Source organism: Pectobacterium polonicum (assembly GCF_005497185.1).
In the GTDB taxonomy this organism is placed as follows: Bacteria; Pseudomonadota; Gammaproteobacteria; order Enterobacterales; family Enterobacteriaceae; genus Pectobacterium; species Pectobacterium polonicum.
This window is the reverse complement of the sequence record NZ_RJTN01000009.1, coordinates 66769-82946: the sequence shown is the minus strand read 5'-3', so window position 1 is coordinate 82946 and position 16178 is coordinate 66769. Positions and strand designations below refer to the sequence as shown.

Here is a 16178-nt window from a genome sequence, read left to right as displayed (position 1 = left end):
TGTTAGTTAATTCTCGTCTATCGCGGCCTTATCCTGACAGGATAAGGCCGTATTCTTATGTTAGTTGCTCTGATAAATGTCTTTGTAGAGGCGGCTTTCAAATCTCACCAGAGGGACGCGACGTGCGCGCTGGTCTTCTGGTGGAACAGCGTAGCCTGATAAGAACTGAACGAATGCCATACGCTGGCCGCTCGCGGTGGTAATGAAACCTGCCAGATTGTATACGCCCTGCAAGGCCCCTGTTTTAGCCGAAACCTTGCCATCAACTCCCGCTTCGTGCAGGCCGCCACGGTAACGTAACGTACCGTCATAGCCAGAAAGCGGAAGCATTGTGATGTAATTCAGCTCATTATCGTGCTGCGCGATGTACTGTAATACCTGCATCATCGTTTCCGGTGAAATCAGGTTGTGTCGTGATAAACCCGAACCGTCAACAACAATGCTGTTTCCTAAATCTACACCTGCTTTCTGACGCAGAATCTGGCGCACAGCATCGGCACCTGCACGCCACGTTCCCGGTACACTAAAGCGTTCATGCCCAATGGTGCGAAAGACCGTATCGGCAATCATGTTGTCGGATTTTTTTAGCATGATAGTGAGAAGGTCATGCAGTGGCGCTGATTGTGTCTGGGCAAGCACGCTTCCCGCGGCACTAGGCTGCGTCTGTCGGCGTAGGCTGCCTTTAATGCGGATATCTGCCTGCTGTAATTCATCTTTAACGATTGCGCCGGCATAGCTGGCTCCATCCTGAATAGCGAATGCCAGCGGAAGGGGTTCTGTACGCTGAGTCAGACAGCCTGTGAGCGTAAAGCGATTTAATTCTCCGGGAATCACATCCAGTTCGCAGTATTGCGCATCGGGAGAGCCTTTTGCCAGCGTGCGCACCTCGCTGAACATTTGCACTGGATAATAGGATGCAACGCGGATGAATGCGTTATCACCCGCTTTAGGCGCGCTGTAGAGCGAAACGGAAAAACAGTTACGATCGACAATAGCCGCCGCCGGCGGGGCGCTGAAACACTGTGTCATGTCGTTCCAAGGCCAGCCAGGTGCTTTATCGTGACTGGCAAAAACGGAGGTATCGATCAGCACATCGCCTGCGATTTCCTGTATTCCTCGTTTCCTTAATTCCTGCACCATATTCCGTATTTGCTGGCGTTTCAGGGTTGGGTCGCCGCCAAACCGTACGATGAGGTTACCGTTCAGAATTCCGCTGGTGACAGGGCCATGGCTTTCCATCGAGGTGATGAATCGATAATCTGGACCCAATTGTAGTAATGCAGCTAATGCAGTTATCACCTTTTGCGTACTGGCGGGAAGCGCCATTTGCTGGCTATTGAAGGCCATGCTGGGTGTTGTTGCGCCAACTTTCTGTACCAATAACGCCAAATTGGCGCCGTCTGGCAAATATTGACGATGATCCTCAACAGAAGCTGCATTGGCATGCAGAACAAAAGCGCAGGCAAGTCCGGTAACAATCGATGAAAAACGCATAATCTCAGCTAAGAACGGGGTAACGTGTGGTCATACTACGGCGCAATAAGGTCTAAAGTAAACGATGACCCTCATTGAACTCTGGGGTAAAATACGTATCAAAATGCAAAACCGCTGCTAGCCTGGAAATTTTGTTCCGGGGCTGGTTGCTTTTGTTTTATGTCCAGTGAGGACTGGCACGTTGCAGAGACTCCGTCGCCTTTGATTTTTAGCGCGTCAGGATGACGATTATTTGAGTCTTACAGACTTTTTTAGAGGTATAGACAATATGAAACAATTTCCGATGACGTTGCGCGGTGCTGAAAAATTGCGCGAAGAGCTTGATCACCTGAAATCTGTACGCCGGCCTGAAATTATTGCGGCGATTGCTGAAGCGCGTGAGCATGGCGATCTGAAAGAAAATGCAGAATATCATGCTGCGCGTGAGCAGCAGGGCTTTTGTGAAGGGCGTATTCAAGATATTGAAGCCAAACTGTCTAACGCACAGGTTATCGATGTCACGAAAATGGCTGCAAACAACGGGCGTGTTATTTTTGGCGCAACCGTGACGGTGATGAATCTGGATAACGATGAAGAGCAAACCTACCGGATTGTTGGCGATGACGAAGCGGATTTTAAGCAAAATCTGATTTCTGTTAACTCCCCAATCGCGCGTGGTCTGATTGGCAAAGAACAAGATGATGTCGTGGTCATTCGTACGCCGGGCGGCGATGTGGAATACGAAGTTCTGAAGGTCGAATATTTATAAATTTTGCCATATTGTTGATTAAAACAGCAAAAATTGTAAAGAAAAGAAAAAGGCCGCTTGCGGCCTTTTCTCTAACCGAGAGGCATGGCACCTTTCCGTTAAAACCGAGTATCCTGAAATAAAAAGTGTTATCGTGGTAACACAATTTTACGTTCTTTCGCTGGGCGGTAGAGCACCAGCGTATGGCCAATAACTTGAACGTTAGCGGCGCCTGTTTCGCGAACAATCGCTTCAACAATCAAGGCTTTGGTTTCGCGATCTTCTGTCGCTACTTTTATCTTGATCAGTTCGTGATGTGATAATGCTTGTTCGATCTCAGCCAGAACACCTTCGGTGAGACCGTTATTGCCTAGCATGACAACCGGTTTTAACGGATGGGCCAAGCCTTTCAGGTGTTGTTTTTGTTTATTACTTAGGTTCATTGTCTTTTTTACTTAGGTTGGGATTGAAAACGGGTCATTCTACCGCCATCTCATGATTATAACCAATTTGACTGTTCTGATTGGTAATATGTGAGAAGTTTCTCCCCACCACGAGCGTGTTACTGAGAATAGTTGGAAAATCGATGGCGAATAAAAAGCGTTCTGCAAGTTCCAGTCGCTGGTTGCAGGAACACTTTAGCGATAAATATGTGCAGCAGGCCCAGAAAAAAGGGCTGCGCTCACGTGCTTGGTTTAAACTTGACGAAATACAGCAGGGCGACAAACTGTTTAAACCTGGCATGACGGTTGTAGATTTAGGCGCTGCACCGGGAGGCTGGTCGCAATATGTGGTCACGCAAATTGGTGGGAATGGTCGAATCATCGCGTGTGATATTTTACCGATGGACCCGATTGTTGGCGTCGATTTCCTGCAAGGGGACTTTCGTGATGAACAGGTCCTCAAAGCCTTGCTCGAAAGGGTTGGCGATAGCAAAGTTCAGGTGGTGATGTCTGACATGGCCCCTAACATGAGTGGTACACCAGCCGTTGATATTCCGAAGTCGATGTATCTGGTTGAATTAGCTCTTGGTATGTGTCGAGATGTATTAGCACCAGGCGGAAGTTTCCTGGTGAAAGTGTTTCAGGGAGAAGGCTTTGATGAATACCTGCGGGAAATTCGCTCCCTGTTTACGAAGGTGAAAATTCGTAAACCAGACGCCTCACGTGCCCGGTCTCGTGAGGTGTATATTGTAGCGACAGGGCGCAAACTGTAGTACCCTAACGCTGTTTTTTAACACAGTTGTAATATGAGGTTAATCCCTTGAGTGACATGGCGAAAAACCTAATTCTCTGGTTAGTCATCGCAGTTGTGCTGATGTCTGTTTTCCAGAGCTTTGGGCCCAGCGAGTCGAATGGCCGTAGGGTGGATTATTCAACCTTCTTGACTGAAGTGAATCAGGATCAGGTCCGTGAAGCACGTATTAATGGGCGTGAGATCAGTGTTATCAAAAAAGACAGCAACAGATACACGACCTACATTCCTGTCAATGACCCCAAGCTACTGGATAACCTGCTAACGAAGAACGTGAAAGTCGTTGGCGAGCCACCGGAAGAACAGAGCCTGTTGGCTTCTATTTTTATTTCCTGGTTCCCGATGCTGTTACTGATTGGCGTTTGGATCTTCTTCATGCGTCAAATGCAAGGCGGCGGCGGTAAAGGTGCCATGTCCTTCGGCAAGAGCAAAGCGCGTATGTTGACTGAAGATCAGATCAAGACGACGTTTGCTGATGTAGCCGGTTGCGACGAAGCGAAGGAAGAGGTTAGTGAGCTGGTCGACTACCTGCGCGAACCTAGCCGTTTCCAGAAGTTGGGCGGTAAAATTCCGAAGGGCATTCTGATGGTCGGCCCGCCCGGAACGGGTAAAACGCTGCTAGCGAAAGCGATTGCTGGCGAAGCAAAAGTGCCTTTCTTTACGATTTCTGGTTCTGACTTCGTTGAAATGTTTGTGGGTGTCGGCGCATCTCGTGTTCGTGACATGTTCGAACAAGCGAAGAAAGCTGCACCTTGTATCATTTTTATCGATGAAATTGATGCCGTTGGTCGCCAGCGTGGTGCCGGTTTGGGCGGTGGTCACGATGAGCGTGAGCAGACGCTGAACCAAATGCTGGTTGAGATGGATGGCTTTGAAGGCAACGAAGGCATTATTGTCATCGCCGCGACGAACCGTCCCGATGTTCTGGACCCTGCCTTGCTGCGTCCAGGTCGTTTTGACCGCCAGGTTGTGGTTGGGTTGCCAGACGTTCGTGGTCGTGAACAGATTCTGAAAGTTCATATGCGTCGCGTACCGCTGTCTCCAGATATTGATGCGTCAGTTATCGCGCGTGGAACGCCTGGTTTCTCTGGTGCGGATTTGGCTAACTTGGTTAACGAAGCCGCATTGTTCTCTGCTCGTGGCAACAAGCGCGTTGTTTCGATGGTCGAGTTCGAGAAAGCTAAAGACAAAATCATGATGGGCGCAGAGCGCCGTTCCATGGTGATGACTGAAAAGCAGAAAGAGTCGACGGCATACCATGAAGCTGGGCATGCGATTATCGGTCGTCTGGTACCAGAGCACGATCCGGTACACAAGGTGACGATCATTCCACGTGGTCGTGCACTGGGGGTGACGTTCTTCTTGCCTGAAGGTGATGCGATTAGCGCCAGCCGTCAGAAGCTGGAAAGCCAGATCTCTACGCTGTACGGTGGTCGATTGGCTGAAGAAATTATTTACGGCGTGGAACATGTTTCGACCGGTGCGTCCAATGACATTAAAGTTGCGACGTCAATTGCTCGTAACATGGTGACTCAGTGGGGCTTCTCTGAAAAACTCGGTCCATTGCTTTATGCGGAAGAAGAGGGTGAAGTATTCCTCGGTCGTTCCGTCGCAAAAGCCAAGCATATGTCAGATGAAACGGCGCGTATCATCGATCAGGAAGTAAAATCTCTGGTTGAGCGTAACTATGTACGTGCTCGTGAACTGTTGATGGCAAATATGGATATCCTTCACTCAATGAAAGATGCGTTGATGAAGTATGAAACCATTGATGCGCCGCAGATCGACGATCTGATGGGACGCAAAAAAGACGTACGCCCGCCAGCAGGTTGGGAGGCTTCTCGCTCCGATAACGATTCAGGCAATGGCGGCGGCACACCGAAAGCCCCTACGCCAGTGGATGAGCCGCAGACCCCTAATGCAGGCAGCAATCCTGGTAATACGATGTCTGAGCAAGCGGACGACAAATAATTCGCCCGTGATAGACATTTGTAACGTTCCGAAACCCCAGCCTAGGCTGGGGTTTTTTACTGGGAATGCTCTTGAATCACATTACACGCTAACTACACCAGAATGCGGAGGTAAATCATGCAACTGGTTGCCAGAGACTCAACGCTGGATCTTTCCTGCCCACACGTCATGGGCATTCTTAATGTCACGCCAGATTCTTTTTCCGATGGTGGCAAACACAATAAGCTTGATGCGGCGTTACTGCACGTTCAGGAGATGGTTACCGCTGGCGCGACCCTGATCGATGTTGGCGGTGAGTCAACGCGCCCTGGGGCGGATGAGGTCAGTACAGAAGAAGAACTGGAACGTGTGGTGCCCGTGGTTGAAGCCATTGCTAAACGTTTTGACGTATGGATCTCGGTCGATACTTCAAAACCAGAGGTGATGACGGCGTCGGCACTGGCAGGCGCGCATCTGATTAATGATATTCGTGCTTTGCAAGAGCCTGGTGCTCTGGAAGCGGCAGCAGCAACAGGTTTGCCAGTGTGCCTGATGCACATGCAGGGTATGCCGAGAACCATGCAGCACAAACCGCATTATGATGACCTACTACAGGATATCGGAAATTTCTTTCAACAGCAGATTGAACGCTGCGTGAATGCCAACATTCCGAAAAGTAAGCTATTACTGGACCCTGGGTTTGGATTCGGTAAGAATCTTGCTCATAATTACGCGCTTCTGGCTCGTTTGAGCGAGTTGCATCGCTTTGAACTGCCTCTGCTAGTTGGCATATCGAGGAAATCCATGATTGGACAACTCCTTAATGTGCCGCCAGCACAGCGTGTTTATGGTAGCGTCGCATGCGCAGTCATTGCGGCGATGCAAGGAGCACAGATTATTCGCGTCCACGATGTTAAAGAAACGGCTGATGCTATGCGCATTGTTGAAGCCACCCTTTCTGCGAAGGAATAAAAACAAGATGAGTAACCGCAAATATTTTGGTACCGATGGGATACGTGGCAAGGTCGGCGATACGCCTATTACACCTGATTTTGTACTTAAATTGGGTTGGGCCGCTGGGAAAGTACTCGCGCGGCATGGTTCGCGTAAAATTATTATCGGCAAAGATACTCGTATCTCTGGCTATATGCTGGAATCCGCACTAGAAGCTGGGCTCGCAGCCGCGGGGTTATCGGCTTCTTTTACTGGCCCGATGCCGACGCCTGCGGTTGCTTATCTCACCCGCACGTTCCGTGCAGAAGCCGGTATCGTTATTTCTGCTTCTCACAACCCGTATTATGACAATGGTATTAAATTCTTCTCAATTGACGGCACCAAGCTGCCAGATGACGTAGAAGAAGCGATAGAAGCTGAACTGGAAAAGCCACTGACGTGCGTTGAGTCCGCAGAATTAGGCAAAGCCAGCAGGATTGTTGATGCTGCTGGGCGTTACATCGAGTTTTGTAAGGGGACGTTCCCGAGCGAACTGAGCCTCAATGGTTTAAAGATTGTCGTCGATTGCGCTAATGGTGCTACCTATCATATCGCCCCCAGCGTATTGCGTGAACTTGGTGCTAAAGTCATCGCGATTGGCTGTGAGCCGGATGGGATGAATATCAATGAAGAGTGTGGTGCGACGGACGTGAGGCAGCTACAGGCACGCGTGCTGGCTGAAAAAGCGGATGTTGGGCTGGCCTTTGACGGCGATGGCGATCGGCTCATCATGGTCGACCATTTGGGCAACAAGGTCGATGGCGATCAAATTCTGTATATCATCGCTCGTGAAGGTCTGCGCCAAGGGCAACTACGTGGCGGCGCGGTAGGCACCCTGATGAGCAACATGGGGCTTGAGGTTGCGTTAAAGCAACTGGGTATTCCGTTTGCTCGTGCCAAGGTGGGTGACCGTTATGTGTTAGAAATGATGCAGGCAAAAGGGTGGCGCATCGGTGCGGAAAATTCCGGTCATGTCATCCTGTTGGATAAAACTACGACGGGAGACGGTGTGATCGCTGGTTTGCAAGTACTTACCGCGATAGTGAAAAATCATATGAGCCTTCATGACCTATGCAGTGGCATGAAGCTGTTTCCACAGATCTTGGTTAATGTACGGTTTACTGGCGAAAATGATCCGCTGGAAGATAACAATGTGCAGCAGATTACGCAGGATGTAGAAAAAGAATTGGCCGGACGCGGACGGGTACTGTTGCGTAAATCGGGTACTGAGCCACTGATTCGCGTCATGGTTGAGGGTGAACACGAAGAGACGGTAATTGCGCTGGCTAATCGTATTGCTGATGCGGTGAAGGCCGTCAGCTGAGGTTTTTTGATTCACCAATCAGGTAGATAAGGCTTTCTATATGTGCTTTGTGTCGAAAGCCGCTGTTTTTTTCTGCAATCAAGCCGTAGTAGCTAAATTACCCTTGCGTAGGTTACATCCTTTGGTTAGTATTCAAACCCGCTTCATAAGGGATGTTCTACATCCTGTTTAGCGGAATGACACGCGGTTTGCCGCCAGAATATAGCATCTCCATGAATCATGGAGAAAAGGTTAACGGGTACGACTATGTACGAAGCTCTATTAGTGATTTTCCTGTTAGTATCGATCGGGCTTGTTGTCTTGATCATGCTTCAACAGGGTAAAGGTGCTGATATGGGGGCCTCGTTCGGAGCAGGTGCTTCTGCCACTTTGTTCGGTTCGAGCGGCTCCGGTAATTTCATGACCCGCATGACTGCGATACTGGCGACCCTGTTCTTTATTATCAGTCTCATTCTGGGCAACTTAAGTTCGCTGCAGAAAAGAGGTGGTGCATGGGATAACCTAAGCCAGCCAGAAAAAGTGGAACAGACGACAACGCCTGTTGCGCCTTCAACGCCGGCGAGTGACATTCCGAAGTAAGTGTTTTGAAGCAGTAATTGTGATGCCGTGGTGGTGGAATTGGTAGACACGCTACCTTGAGGTGGTAGTGCCCGATTGGGCTTACGGGTTCAAGTCCCGTCCTCGGTACCAACATAAAAAATAGACGCTAGCAGCGTCTATTTTTTTGTCCTTAATTTCTCGAATTAACCTTACAGATGCACTAGTTACCTGCCAAAGTGTTACCGTCTAATAAGTCGATAATAGCTTGAGGCGGGTTTTCTATCCCTTCCAATAATATAACTCCACTGTTTTATATCTTACTTTCTCCGCGTTATCAGGTTTCTGGTAGTTGGTGAAAGGTTCAATGGGTTGGATTTATCTATGCTTGCAGTTTTTTAGGGAACCAGTGTGGCTACGTCCATCGTTTCTGTGTCGGTTGGGCTTGGTCTATTGTCCATTCGGCGGGCGTTCTTGGCGTGATCCTTTAGTGAAATGAGACGTCTTGTTACTCTGTGATGCTATTGAGGCTCTATTCTCTGTTACTTTAGGTATATTTCTTCCTCGGAGAATAATTTTTACCGTGAAGGGCTACAAGATAAGTAGGTTCGTTAGATTACCACTCTATTCATCATGTAATAAATATAAAAACATGAAGGGAATACCTTTTTTAGTATCTACTAGTTGGGTGCGAATGAGTTTATGAGCTTTTTTATATAATTTTATATACTGGATTTCATGGTTTTAAGAATTTAATTTGTTAAAATTTAACTGATTTTTTTAATTTATATCATCCATTCTTTATCTCAAATAATTATTCCTGCATGTATGATTTATCTTATTTTATGTCTATGAAATAAAAATTTCCTGCTGTGGCTTTGTTATAAATAATTGAAATTAATGGTTAATTTTTAATGATTTTCTGGAGGGAAAAAAGAGGGCTATGGATGTGTTGTTGCGGATAAATCTATTTTTATTCTTGGCTCATTTGTTGAAATTAATGATTATATTAGGTGTCAATATTTTTTATGAAAAGGGGATTACATAGCATTTTGTCTTGAAATAGTAATTTAGTATTTTTTCTAAAAAAACGTGAAGCACAGTTTTGCTTGAAAATTAGTATGAGTGATATTCATGTTAGGGGGATTGTTGTAGCGGATTTTATTGTTAGAGGAAGAATGAAGGTAAATTTCGGTTAGTTATTATTTTATTTAAACATATGGGTGCAAAGTACCCTCTCTTCCCCCTCCTTGACATCTAAGTTTTCCTCGACGTACGGCTAACGTGATAGAACAGGGTTCTTTAGAATCCCTGGTTTTGCGATTGATGCCTCCAGTCAAGCGGTTGTTATTGACAAATGGACCTATTCTGCGTATAAAAATCGCCTTCGAACCAATCCTATGGATGACTTGCATTTATGCGGTTGTCAGCGTAGTATTTGCCACGATTTCGGACGCGGGGTGGAGCAGCTTGGTAGCTCGTCGGGCTCATAACCCGAAGGTCGTCGGTTCAAATCCGGCCCCCGCAACCACTTACTTCCAGTAAAGTGTTTTTTCAAATACGTTCTTCACTCAATTTCTATCTCTTTTTGCAGTGATTTTTGAAAAAATCCTTCACCGAAAGTTATGCCGTGCTGGTTCGCGGTATTAGGGTCCAGTTGCATAAAGCCCCGATTTTTCGGGGTTTTTTGTTATTTGGCAACAAACAACTGGGCTATTAGGCCCTTTTTTTATGTCTTGGGGGTGGACTTGTCCACATTAGAGCAAAAATTAACAGAGATGATTTCAGCGCCCGTGGCCGCATTAGGCTATGAATTAGTTGGAATTGAGTTCATCCGTAGTCGCCAATCGACGCTGCGTATCTATATTGATAGTGAAGATGGGATCACTGTTGATGATTGTGCTGATGTCAGCCACCAGGTCAGTGCGGTATTGGATGTAGAAGACCCAATCACTGTTGCTTATAACCTGGAAGTTTCGTCTCCAGGGCTCGAACGTCCCTTATTCACCGCAGAACACTATCTGCATTTCATCGGTGAAGAGGTGACAGTGGTGCTGCGTATGGCAGTCCAGAATCGCCGTAAATGGTTGGGTGTGATCAGCGCTGTTGACGGCGAAATGATCACCATAACAGTGGAAGGCAAAGATGAAGTATTCGCGCTGAGCAACATTCAGAAAGCGAATCTTGTACCCCACTTTTAAAGTTTGGATGAGGCAACTAGGATGAACAAAGAGATTCTGGCTGTTGTTGAAGCAGTTTCCAATGAGAAAGCCCTTCCGCGCGAGAAGATTTTTGAAGCGTTGGAAACCGCACTGGCGACAGCGACCAAGAAAAAATACGAACAGGAAATTGATGTTCGCGTCAGTATCGATCGCAAAACGGGCGATTTTGATACCTTCCGTCGTTGGTTAGTGGTGAATGAAGTCACTCAGCCAACTCGCGAAATTACGCTTGATGCTGCGCAGTTTGAAGATCCTTCTCTCGATGTGGGTGGCTACGTTGAAGATCAAATCGAATCCGTAACCTTTGACCGCATTACGACGCAAACGGCAAAACAAGTTATCGTACAGAAAGTTCGTGAAGCTGAACGTGCGATGGTTGTTGATCAGTTCCGTGAACAAGAAGGCGAGATTATCACCGGTGTCGTGAAGAAGGTGAACCGTGATAATATTTCGCTTGAAGTCAGACCAATGGATGGTTCTAACACGAGTGCGGAAGCCGTCATTGGCCGTGAAGACATGCTGCCTCGCGAAAATTTTCGCCCTGGCGACCGTATTCGTGGCGTGCTGTACTCTGTTCGTCCAGAAGCTCGCGGTGCTCAACTGTTTGTCAGCCGTTCCCGTCCGGAAATGCTGGTTGAACTCTTCCGCATTGAAGTGCCAGAAATCGGTGAAGAAGTTATCGAGATTAAGGCTGCGGCTCGCGATCCGGGTTCACGTGCGAAAATTGCAGTGAAGACGAATGACAAACGCATCGATCCCGTTGGGGCTTGTGTCGGTATGCGTGGTGCACGTGTGCAGGCTGTTTCCAGTGAACTGGGCGGCGAGCGTATTGATATCATTCTGTGGGATGACAATCCTGCACAGTTTGTGATCAATGCTATGGCACCTGCTGATGTCGTATCGATCGTCGTTGATGAAGATACCTGCACGATGGATATTGCCGTTGAGTCGAGCAATCTGGCTCAGGCGATTGGTCGCAACGGGCAGAACGTCCGTCTGGCTTCCCAACTATTGAAACAGCATCGTTCAGACGATCGTTGGGAACTGAACGTGATGACAGTGGAAGATCTTCAAGCCAAGCATCAGGCTGAAGCACATGCTGCAATCGACGTCTTTACCAAGCATCTTGATATTGATGAAGAGTTTGCCACTGTGCTGGTTGAAGAAGGTTTCTCTTCACTTGAAGAACTGGCCTACGTGCCAATCAAGGAACTGTTGGCTATCGAAGGCCTTGATGAAGAAACCGTTGAAGCATTGCGTGAGCGTGCTAAAGCTGCATTAACAACGCTGGCACTGGCGCATGAAGAAAGCCTTGGTGACGGTCAACCTGCTGAAGACTTGCTTAGCTTGCCTGGGCTGTCGCGTGAGTTGGCGTTCAAACTTGCTGCGATCGGTGTTTGTACGCTGGAAGATCTTGCTGAACAGGGCGTCGACGACCTGACAGATATTGAAGAGCTCAATGATGAGCAAGCGGGCGAATTAATTATGGCCGCGCGTAATATCTGTTGGTTTGGCGACGACAACGAATAACGAACTGTAGCAGGAAAGGAACAGCATGACAGATGTAACCGTAAAATCGCTGGCCGCAGAGATTCAAACTCCGGTGGACCGTCTGGTACAGCAGTTTGCTGATGCGGGAATGACCAAGTCTGCATCGGACTCTGTGACCCAGCATGAAAAAGAAACGTTATTAGCGCATCTGAACCGCGATCGCGGTAATGCGCCGAGTAAATTAACGCTGCAACGCAAAACGCGTAGCACGTTAAATGTCCCTAGCACCGGCGGTAAAAGTAAGTCGGTGCAGATCGAAGTCCGCAAGACACGCACTTATGTAAAACGCGATCCGATTGATGCCCAACGGGCTGAAGAGGAAGAGCAGGCACGGCGTGAAGCGGAAGAACAGGCACAACGTGCCGCTGAAGAGCAGGCTAAACGCGAGGCCGATCTGCGCGAAGCTGCTGAGAAAGCGAAGCGTGCTGCCGACGAGCAAGCCAAACGTGAAGCCGCTGAAAAAGCTAAGCGTGATGTAGCGGAAAAAGAAAAAGTGACGAACCAACAAAACGAAAATATGACCAAGCCGGCTCCTCAGTCAGAGAAAGCGAAACGTGAAGCGGAAGCTGCCGAGCTTAAGCGTAAAGCAGAAGAAACTGCGCGTCTTAAAGTTGAAGAAGAAGCGCGTCGTATTGCTGAAGAAGCTCGCCGCATGGCTGAAGAAAACGCCGGACGTTGGGAAGCGGAAAGCGCTAAACCTGAAGAATCTGCTGATTACCATGTGACGACATCTCATCATGCGCGCGAAGCGGAAGATGAGAATGACCGTCAGGTTGAAGGTGAACGCCGTAGCCGCACCCGTGCTGCTAAAGTTACCAAGCAGAAGAAAGGTAACCGTCAGTCTGAGTCCAAAGCTGACCGTGAAGAAGCGCGTGCCGTTACCCGTGGTGGTAAAGGTAAGCGTAAGCCAAGCTCACTACAGCAGAGCTTCAATAAGCCTGCTCAGGCGGTTAACCGCGATGTTGTGATTGGTGAAACGGTTACCGTTGCTGAACTGGCTAACAAAATGGCCGTTAAAGGCTCTCAGGTCATCAAAACGATGATGAAACTGGGCGCAATGGCAACCATCAACCAGGTCATCGACCAGGAAACCGCGCAACTGGTCGCGGAAGAGATGGGCCATAAAGTCATCCTGCGTCGTGAGAACGAGCTGGAAGAAGCGGTAATGAGCGACCGTGATATGGGTGTTGCGGCAGAATCCCGCGCGCCGGTTGTGACCATCATGGGTCACGTTGACCACGGTAAAACCTCTCTGCTTGACTATATCCGTTCAACCAAGGTAGCGGCAGGCGAAGCGGGTGGTATTACCCAGCACATCGGTGCCTACCACGTTGAAACTGACAACGGCATGATTACGTTCCTGGATACACCGGGACACGCCGCGTTTACCGCAATGCGTGCTCGTGGTGCTCAAGCTACGGATATCGTGGTACTGGTTGTGGCGGCAGATGATGGCGTGATGCCTCAGACAATCGAAGCTATCCAGCACGCGAAAGCGGCTCAGGTTCCGGTTGTTGTCGCTGTAAACAAAATCGATAAACCTGATGCCGATCCAGATCGTGTGAAAACTGAGCTGTCTCAGTACGGTATCATGCCAGAAGAGTGGGGCGGTGAATCTCAGTTTGTCCACGTATCAGCTAAAGCGGGTACGGGTATTGATGAGCTGCTAGATGCGATTCTGTTGCAGGCCGAAGTTCTGGAGCTGAAAGCGGTCCGTAGCGGCATGGCAAACGGTGTAGTGATCGAATCCTTCTTGGATAAAGGTCGTGGCCCGGTTGCAACCGTACTGGTTCGTGAAGGTACGCTGAATAAAGGCGACATCGTTCTGTGCGGCTTTGAATATGGCCGTGTCCGTGCGATGCGTGATGAATTAGGCCGTGAAATTGCGTCAGCGGGTCCTTCTATTCCTGTTGAAATTCTCGGTATGTCCGGTGTGCCTGCCGCAGGTGATGAAGCTACGGTTGTTCGTGATGAGAAGAAAGCGCGTGAAGTTGCCTTGTATCGCCAGGGTAAATTCCGTGAAGTCAAACTGGCTCGTCAGCAGAAATCTAAACTGGAAAACATGTTTGCCAACATGACTGAAGGTGAAGTTTCTGAACTGAACATCGTTCTGAAATCTGACGTACAGGGTTCTTGTGAAGCCATTTCCGACTCACTGCAGAAACTGTCTACTGACGAAGTGAAAGTGAAGATTGTCGGTTCTGGTGTGGGCGGTATCACAGAAACGGACGCCACGCTGGCAGCGGCATCGAATGCGATTATCCTTGGCTTTAATGTTCGTGCAGATGCATCAGCTCGCCGTGTAGTCGAAGCGGAAAGTTTGGATCTGCGTTATTACTCCGTCATCTATGATTTGATTGACGAAGTGAAACAGGCGATGAGCGGTATGCTGGCGCCTGAATACAAGCAAGAGATCATCGGTCTGGCCGAAGTGCGTGACGTCTTTAAATCACCGAAATTTGGCGCTATCGCCGGTTGTATGGTGACGGAGGGTATCGTTAAGCGTCACAACAAAATCCGTGTACTGCGTGACAACGTGGTTATCTATGAAGGCGAGCTGGAATCTCTGCGCCGCTTCAAAGATGACGTTAACGAAGTCCGTAACGGCATGGAATGTGGTATCGGCGTGAAGAACTACAACGACGTTCGCCCAGGCGATATGATCGAAGTCTTTGAAACGATTGAGATCAAACGTACGATCGCCTAATCCATTTCAGCGACGACGTAAGTGATTTGTAAGGGGGGCCTAGTGCCCCCCGATTTTTACTGGAGGATTTATCATGGCAAAAGAATTCAGCCGCACCCAGCGCGTTGCGCAGGAAATGCAAAAAGAAATCGCCATTATCATTCAACGTGAAGTGAAAGATCCGCGCATCGGTATGGCGACCGTATCTGGTGTGGAAGTTTCTCGCGATCTGGCGTATGCCAAGGTTTTTGTGACCTTCCTGAATGATAACGAGCCAGAGCAAGTTAAAATAGCGGTGAAAGCACTGCAAGATGCGTCTGGCTTTATCCGTATGATGATTGGTAAAGCAATGCGCCTGCGTGTTGTTCCTGAATTGACCTTCTCCTATGACAACTCACTGGTTGAAGGGATGAGAATGTCCAATCTGGTGACCAATGTGGTTAGAAACGATACGGAACGTCGTTCTGTTACGGGCGAAGATCAGGAGGATTAATGAGTCGTCCTCGTCGCCGTGGCCGTGATGTACACGGCGTATTGTTATTAGATAAACCGCAGGGCGTGTCGTCTAATGATGTTTTGCAGAAAGTAAAACGGATTTTCAACGCTAACAGAGCGGGCCATACTGGGGCGTTAGACCCATTAGCAACCGGTATGCTGCCGATTTGTCTTGGGGAAGCGACAAAGTTTTCCCAATATTTGCTGGATTCTGATAAGCGTTACCGTGTCATTGCTCGCCTTGGGCAACGCACTGATACCTCTGATGCCGATGGCAACGTCATTGAAGAACGTGCGATTGGCTTTTCTGCTACGGATCTGGAGCAGTCGCTGGAGAGCTTTCGCGGCACTACGCAACAAGTGCCATCCATGTACTCGGCGCTGAAATACCAGGGGCGTAAGCTGTATGAGTACGCTCGTCAGGGGCTAACGGTTCCGCGTGAAGCGCGTGAAATCACCGTTTACGAACTTCAGTTTATTCGTTGGGAAGGCGATGAACTGGAGCTAGAGATCCACTGCTCGAAAGGGACGTACATCCGTACCATTATTGACGATCTGGGTGAAAAGCTGGGATGTGGCGCGCATGTGATTTACCTGCGTCGCTTGCAGGTTGCCACGTACCCTACCGAAAGAATGGTGACGCTGGAGCAGTTGTCGGCATTGGTCGAGCAGGCTCAGGCGCAAGAACACGCACTTTCTCTGACTCTTGATCCGCTACTTATGCCGATGGAAAGCCCGGTCATTGATTTCCCTGAAGTGAATTTGCCGCCAGTTGTTGCAGGTTATTTGAAGCTCGGGCAAGCGGTTCAGGCAGCGAATGCACCGTTGAACGGCATGGTGAGAATCACCGAGGGTGACGCGCACAAATTTATCGGAATGGGTGAAATTGACGACGATGGTCGCGTTGCACCACGACGTTTGGTTGTTGAGTTTCCGGTGTAAACC

General features: G+C 48.7%; 13 protein-coding genes and 2 tRNA genes. 13 read left to right on the top strand and 2 right to left on the bottom strand.

Going from position 1 to position 16178, the window contains the following annotated elements:
* Positions 1-60: 60 nt before the first annotated feature.
* On the bottom strand, positions 61-1494 hold the full coding sequence (dacB, locus tag EDI29_RS11350) for a serine-type D-Ala-D-Ala carboxypeptidase (RefSeq protein ID WP_137741003.1): 1434 nt from the start codon (positions 1492-1494) through the stop codon (positions 61-63).
* Positions 1495-1762: 268 nt separating this feature from the next.
* On the opposite strand from dacB, the gene greA reads away from it, so the two are divergent.
* The gene (greA, locus tag EDI29_RS11345; RefSeq protein ID WP_005971506.1) at positions 1763-2242 is read left to right on the top strand and encodes a transcription elongation factor GreA; all 480 of its coding nucleotides are present in this window, start codon (positions 1763-1765) and stop codon (positions 2240-2242) included.
* A gap of 128 nt (positions 2243-2370) precedes the next feature.
* Here the strand turns inward: greA and yhbY are convergent, their stop codons facing one another.
* Positions 2371-2664 carry a ribosome assembly RNA-binding protein YhbY gene (gene yhbY, locus EDI29_RS11340; protein ID WP_107170111.1) on the bottom strand — a complete coding sequence of 98 codons (294 nt, stop codon included), beginning with the start codon at positions 2662-2664 and terminating at the stop codon, positions 2371-2373.
* Positions 2665-2807: 143 nt separating this feature from the next.
* Here yhbY and rlmE point away from each other — a divergent pair, with 143 nt between their 5' ends.
* The 12 genes from rlmE (at position 2808) to truB (ending at position 16175) form a co-directional block, all read left to right on the top strand.
* Positions 2808-3437, top strand: coding sequence for a 23S rRNA (uridine(2552)-2'-O)-methyltransferase RlmE (rlmE, locus tag EDI29_RS11335; RefSeq protein ID WP_107170110.1), 630 nt, complete (start codon positions 2808-2810; stop codon positions 3435-3437).
* A gap of 56 nt (positions 3438-3493) precedes the next feature.
* Positions 3494-5446 (top strand): ATP-dependent zinc metalloprotease FtsH, encoded by a 1953-nt coding sequence (gene ftsH / locus EDI29_RS11330; protein WP_137741002.1) that lies wholly within the window; start codon positions 3494-3496, stop codon positions 5444-5446.
* A gap of 117 nt (positions 5447-5563) precedes the next feature.
* Positions 5564-6397 carry a dihydropteroate synthase gene (folP, locus tag EDI29_RS11325; RefSeq protein WP_137741001.1) on the top strand — a complete coding sequence of 278 codons (834 nt, stop codon included), beginning with the start codon at positions 5564-5566 and terminating at the stop codon, positions 6395-6397.
* A gap of 7 nt (positions 6398-6404) precedes the next feature.
* Positions 6405-7742 carry a phosphoglucosamine mutase gene (gene glmM / locus EDI29_RS11320; RefSeq protein ID WP_137741000.1) on the top strand — a complete coding sequence of 446 codons (1338 nt, stop codon included), beginning with the start codon at positions 6405-6407 and terminating at the stop codon, positions 7740-7742.
* 246 nt (positions 7743-7988) lie between these two features.
* A complete protein-coding gene (gene secG, locus EDI29_RS11310) occupies positions 7989-8321 on the top strand; it encodes a preprotein translocase subunit SecG (protein WP_107170106.1) in 333 nt (110 codons plus the stop codon).
* Positions 8322-8345: 24 nt separating this feature from the next.
* A tRNA-Leu gene (locus EDI29_RS11305) sits at positions 8346-8432 on the top strand.
* A gap of 1301 nt (positions 8433-9733) precedes the next feature.
* Positions 9734-9810, top strand: a tRNA-Met gene (locus EDI29_RS11300).
* A gap of 217 nt (positions 9811-10027) precedes the next feature.
* Positions 10028-10480 (top strand): ribosome maturation factor RimP, encoded by a 453-nt coding sequence (rimP, locus tag EDI29_RS11295; RefSeq protein ID WP_137740999.1) that lies wholly within the window; start codon positions 10028-10030, stop codon positions 10478-10480.
* A 21-nt stretch (positions 10481-10501) separates the two neighbouring features.
* The gene (gene nusA, locus EDI29_RS11290) at positions 10502-12031 is read left to right on the top strand and encodes a transcription termination factor NusA (RefSeq protein ID WP_107170104.1); all 1530 of its coding nucleotides are present in this window, start codon (positions 10502-10504) and stop codon (positions 12029-12031) included.
* Between the two features lie 25 nt (positions 12032-12056).
* Positions 12057-14759 (top strand): translation initiation factor IF-2, encoded by a 2703-nt coding sequence (gene infB / locus EDI29_RS11285; RefSeq protein ID WP_137740998.1) that lies wholly within the window; start codon positions 12057-12059, stop codon positions 14757-14759.
* 73 nt (positions 14760-14832) lie between these two features.
* Entirely contained in the window at positions 14833-15231 is a 399-nt protein-coding gene (rbfA, locus tag EDI29_RS11280) for a 30S ribosome-binding factor RbfA (protein ID WP_005971529.1), read from the top strand.
* Entirely contained in the window at positions 15231-16175 is a 945-nt protein-coding gene (truB, locus tag EDI29_RS11275) for a tRNA pseudouridine(55) synthase TruB (protein WP_137740997.1), read from the top strand. Before rbfA ends, truB begins: the two co-directional genes overlap by 1 nt.
* The last annotated feature ends 3 nt before the right edge of the window (positions 16176-16178 follow it).

What these genes read in the sequence shown, in the direction of transcription:
- dacB (WP_137741003.1), bottom strand. Translation starts at nt 1,494, where the DNA reads ATGCGTTTTTCATCGATTGTTACCGGACTTGCCTGCGCTTTTGTTCTG.
- greA (WP_005971506.1), top strand. Translation starts at nt 1,763, where the DNA reads ATGAAACAATTTCCGATGACGTTGCGCGGTGCTGAAAAATTGCGCGAA.
- yhbY (WP_107170111.1), bottom strand. Translation starts at nt 2,664, where the DNA reads ATGAACCTAAGTAATAAACAAAAACAACACCTGAAAGGCTTGGCCCAT.
- rlmE (WP_107170110.1), top strand. Translation starts at nt 2,808, where the DNA reads ATGGCGAATAAAAAGCGTTCTGCAAGTTCCAGTCGCTGGTTGCAGGAA.
- ftsH (WP_137741002.1), top strand. Translation starts at nt 3,494, where the DNA reads ATGGCGAAAAACCTAATTCTCTGGTTAGTCATCGCAGTTGTGCTGATG.
- folP (WP_137741001.1), top strand. Translation starts at nt 5,564, where the DNA reads ATGCAACTGGTTGCCAGAGACTCAACGCTGGATCTTTCCTGCCCACAC.
- glmM (WP_137741000.1), top strand. Translation starts at nt 6,405, where the DNA reads ATGAGTAACCGCAAATATTTTGGTACCGATGGGATACGTGGCAAGGTC.
- secG (WP_107170106.1), top strand. Translation starts at nt 7,989, where the DNA reads ATGTACGAAGCTCTATTAGTGATTTTCCTGTTAGTATCGATCGGGCTT.
- nusA (WP_107170104.1), top strand. Translation starts at nt 10,502, where the DNA reads ATGAACAAAGAGATTCTGGCTGTTGTTGAAGCAGTTTCCAATGAGAAA.
- infB (WP_137740998.1), top strand. Translation starts at nt 12,057, where the DNA reads ATGACAGATGTAACCGTAAAATCGCTGGCCGCAGAGATTCAAACTCCG.
- rbfA (WP_005971529.1), top strand. Translation starts at nt 14,833, where the DNA reads ATGGCAAAAGAATTCAGCCGCACCCAGCGCGTTGCGCAGGAAATGCAA.
- truB (WP_137740997.1), top strand. Translation starts at nt 15,231, where the DNA reads ATGAGTCGTCCTCGTCGCCGTGGCCGTGATGTACACGGCGTATTGTTA.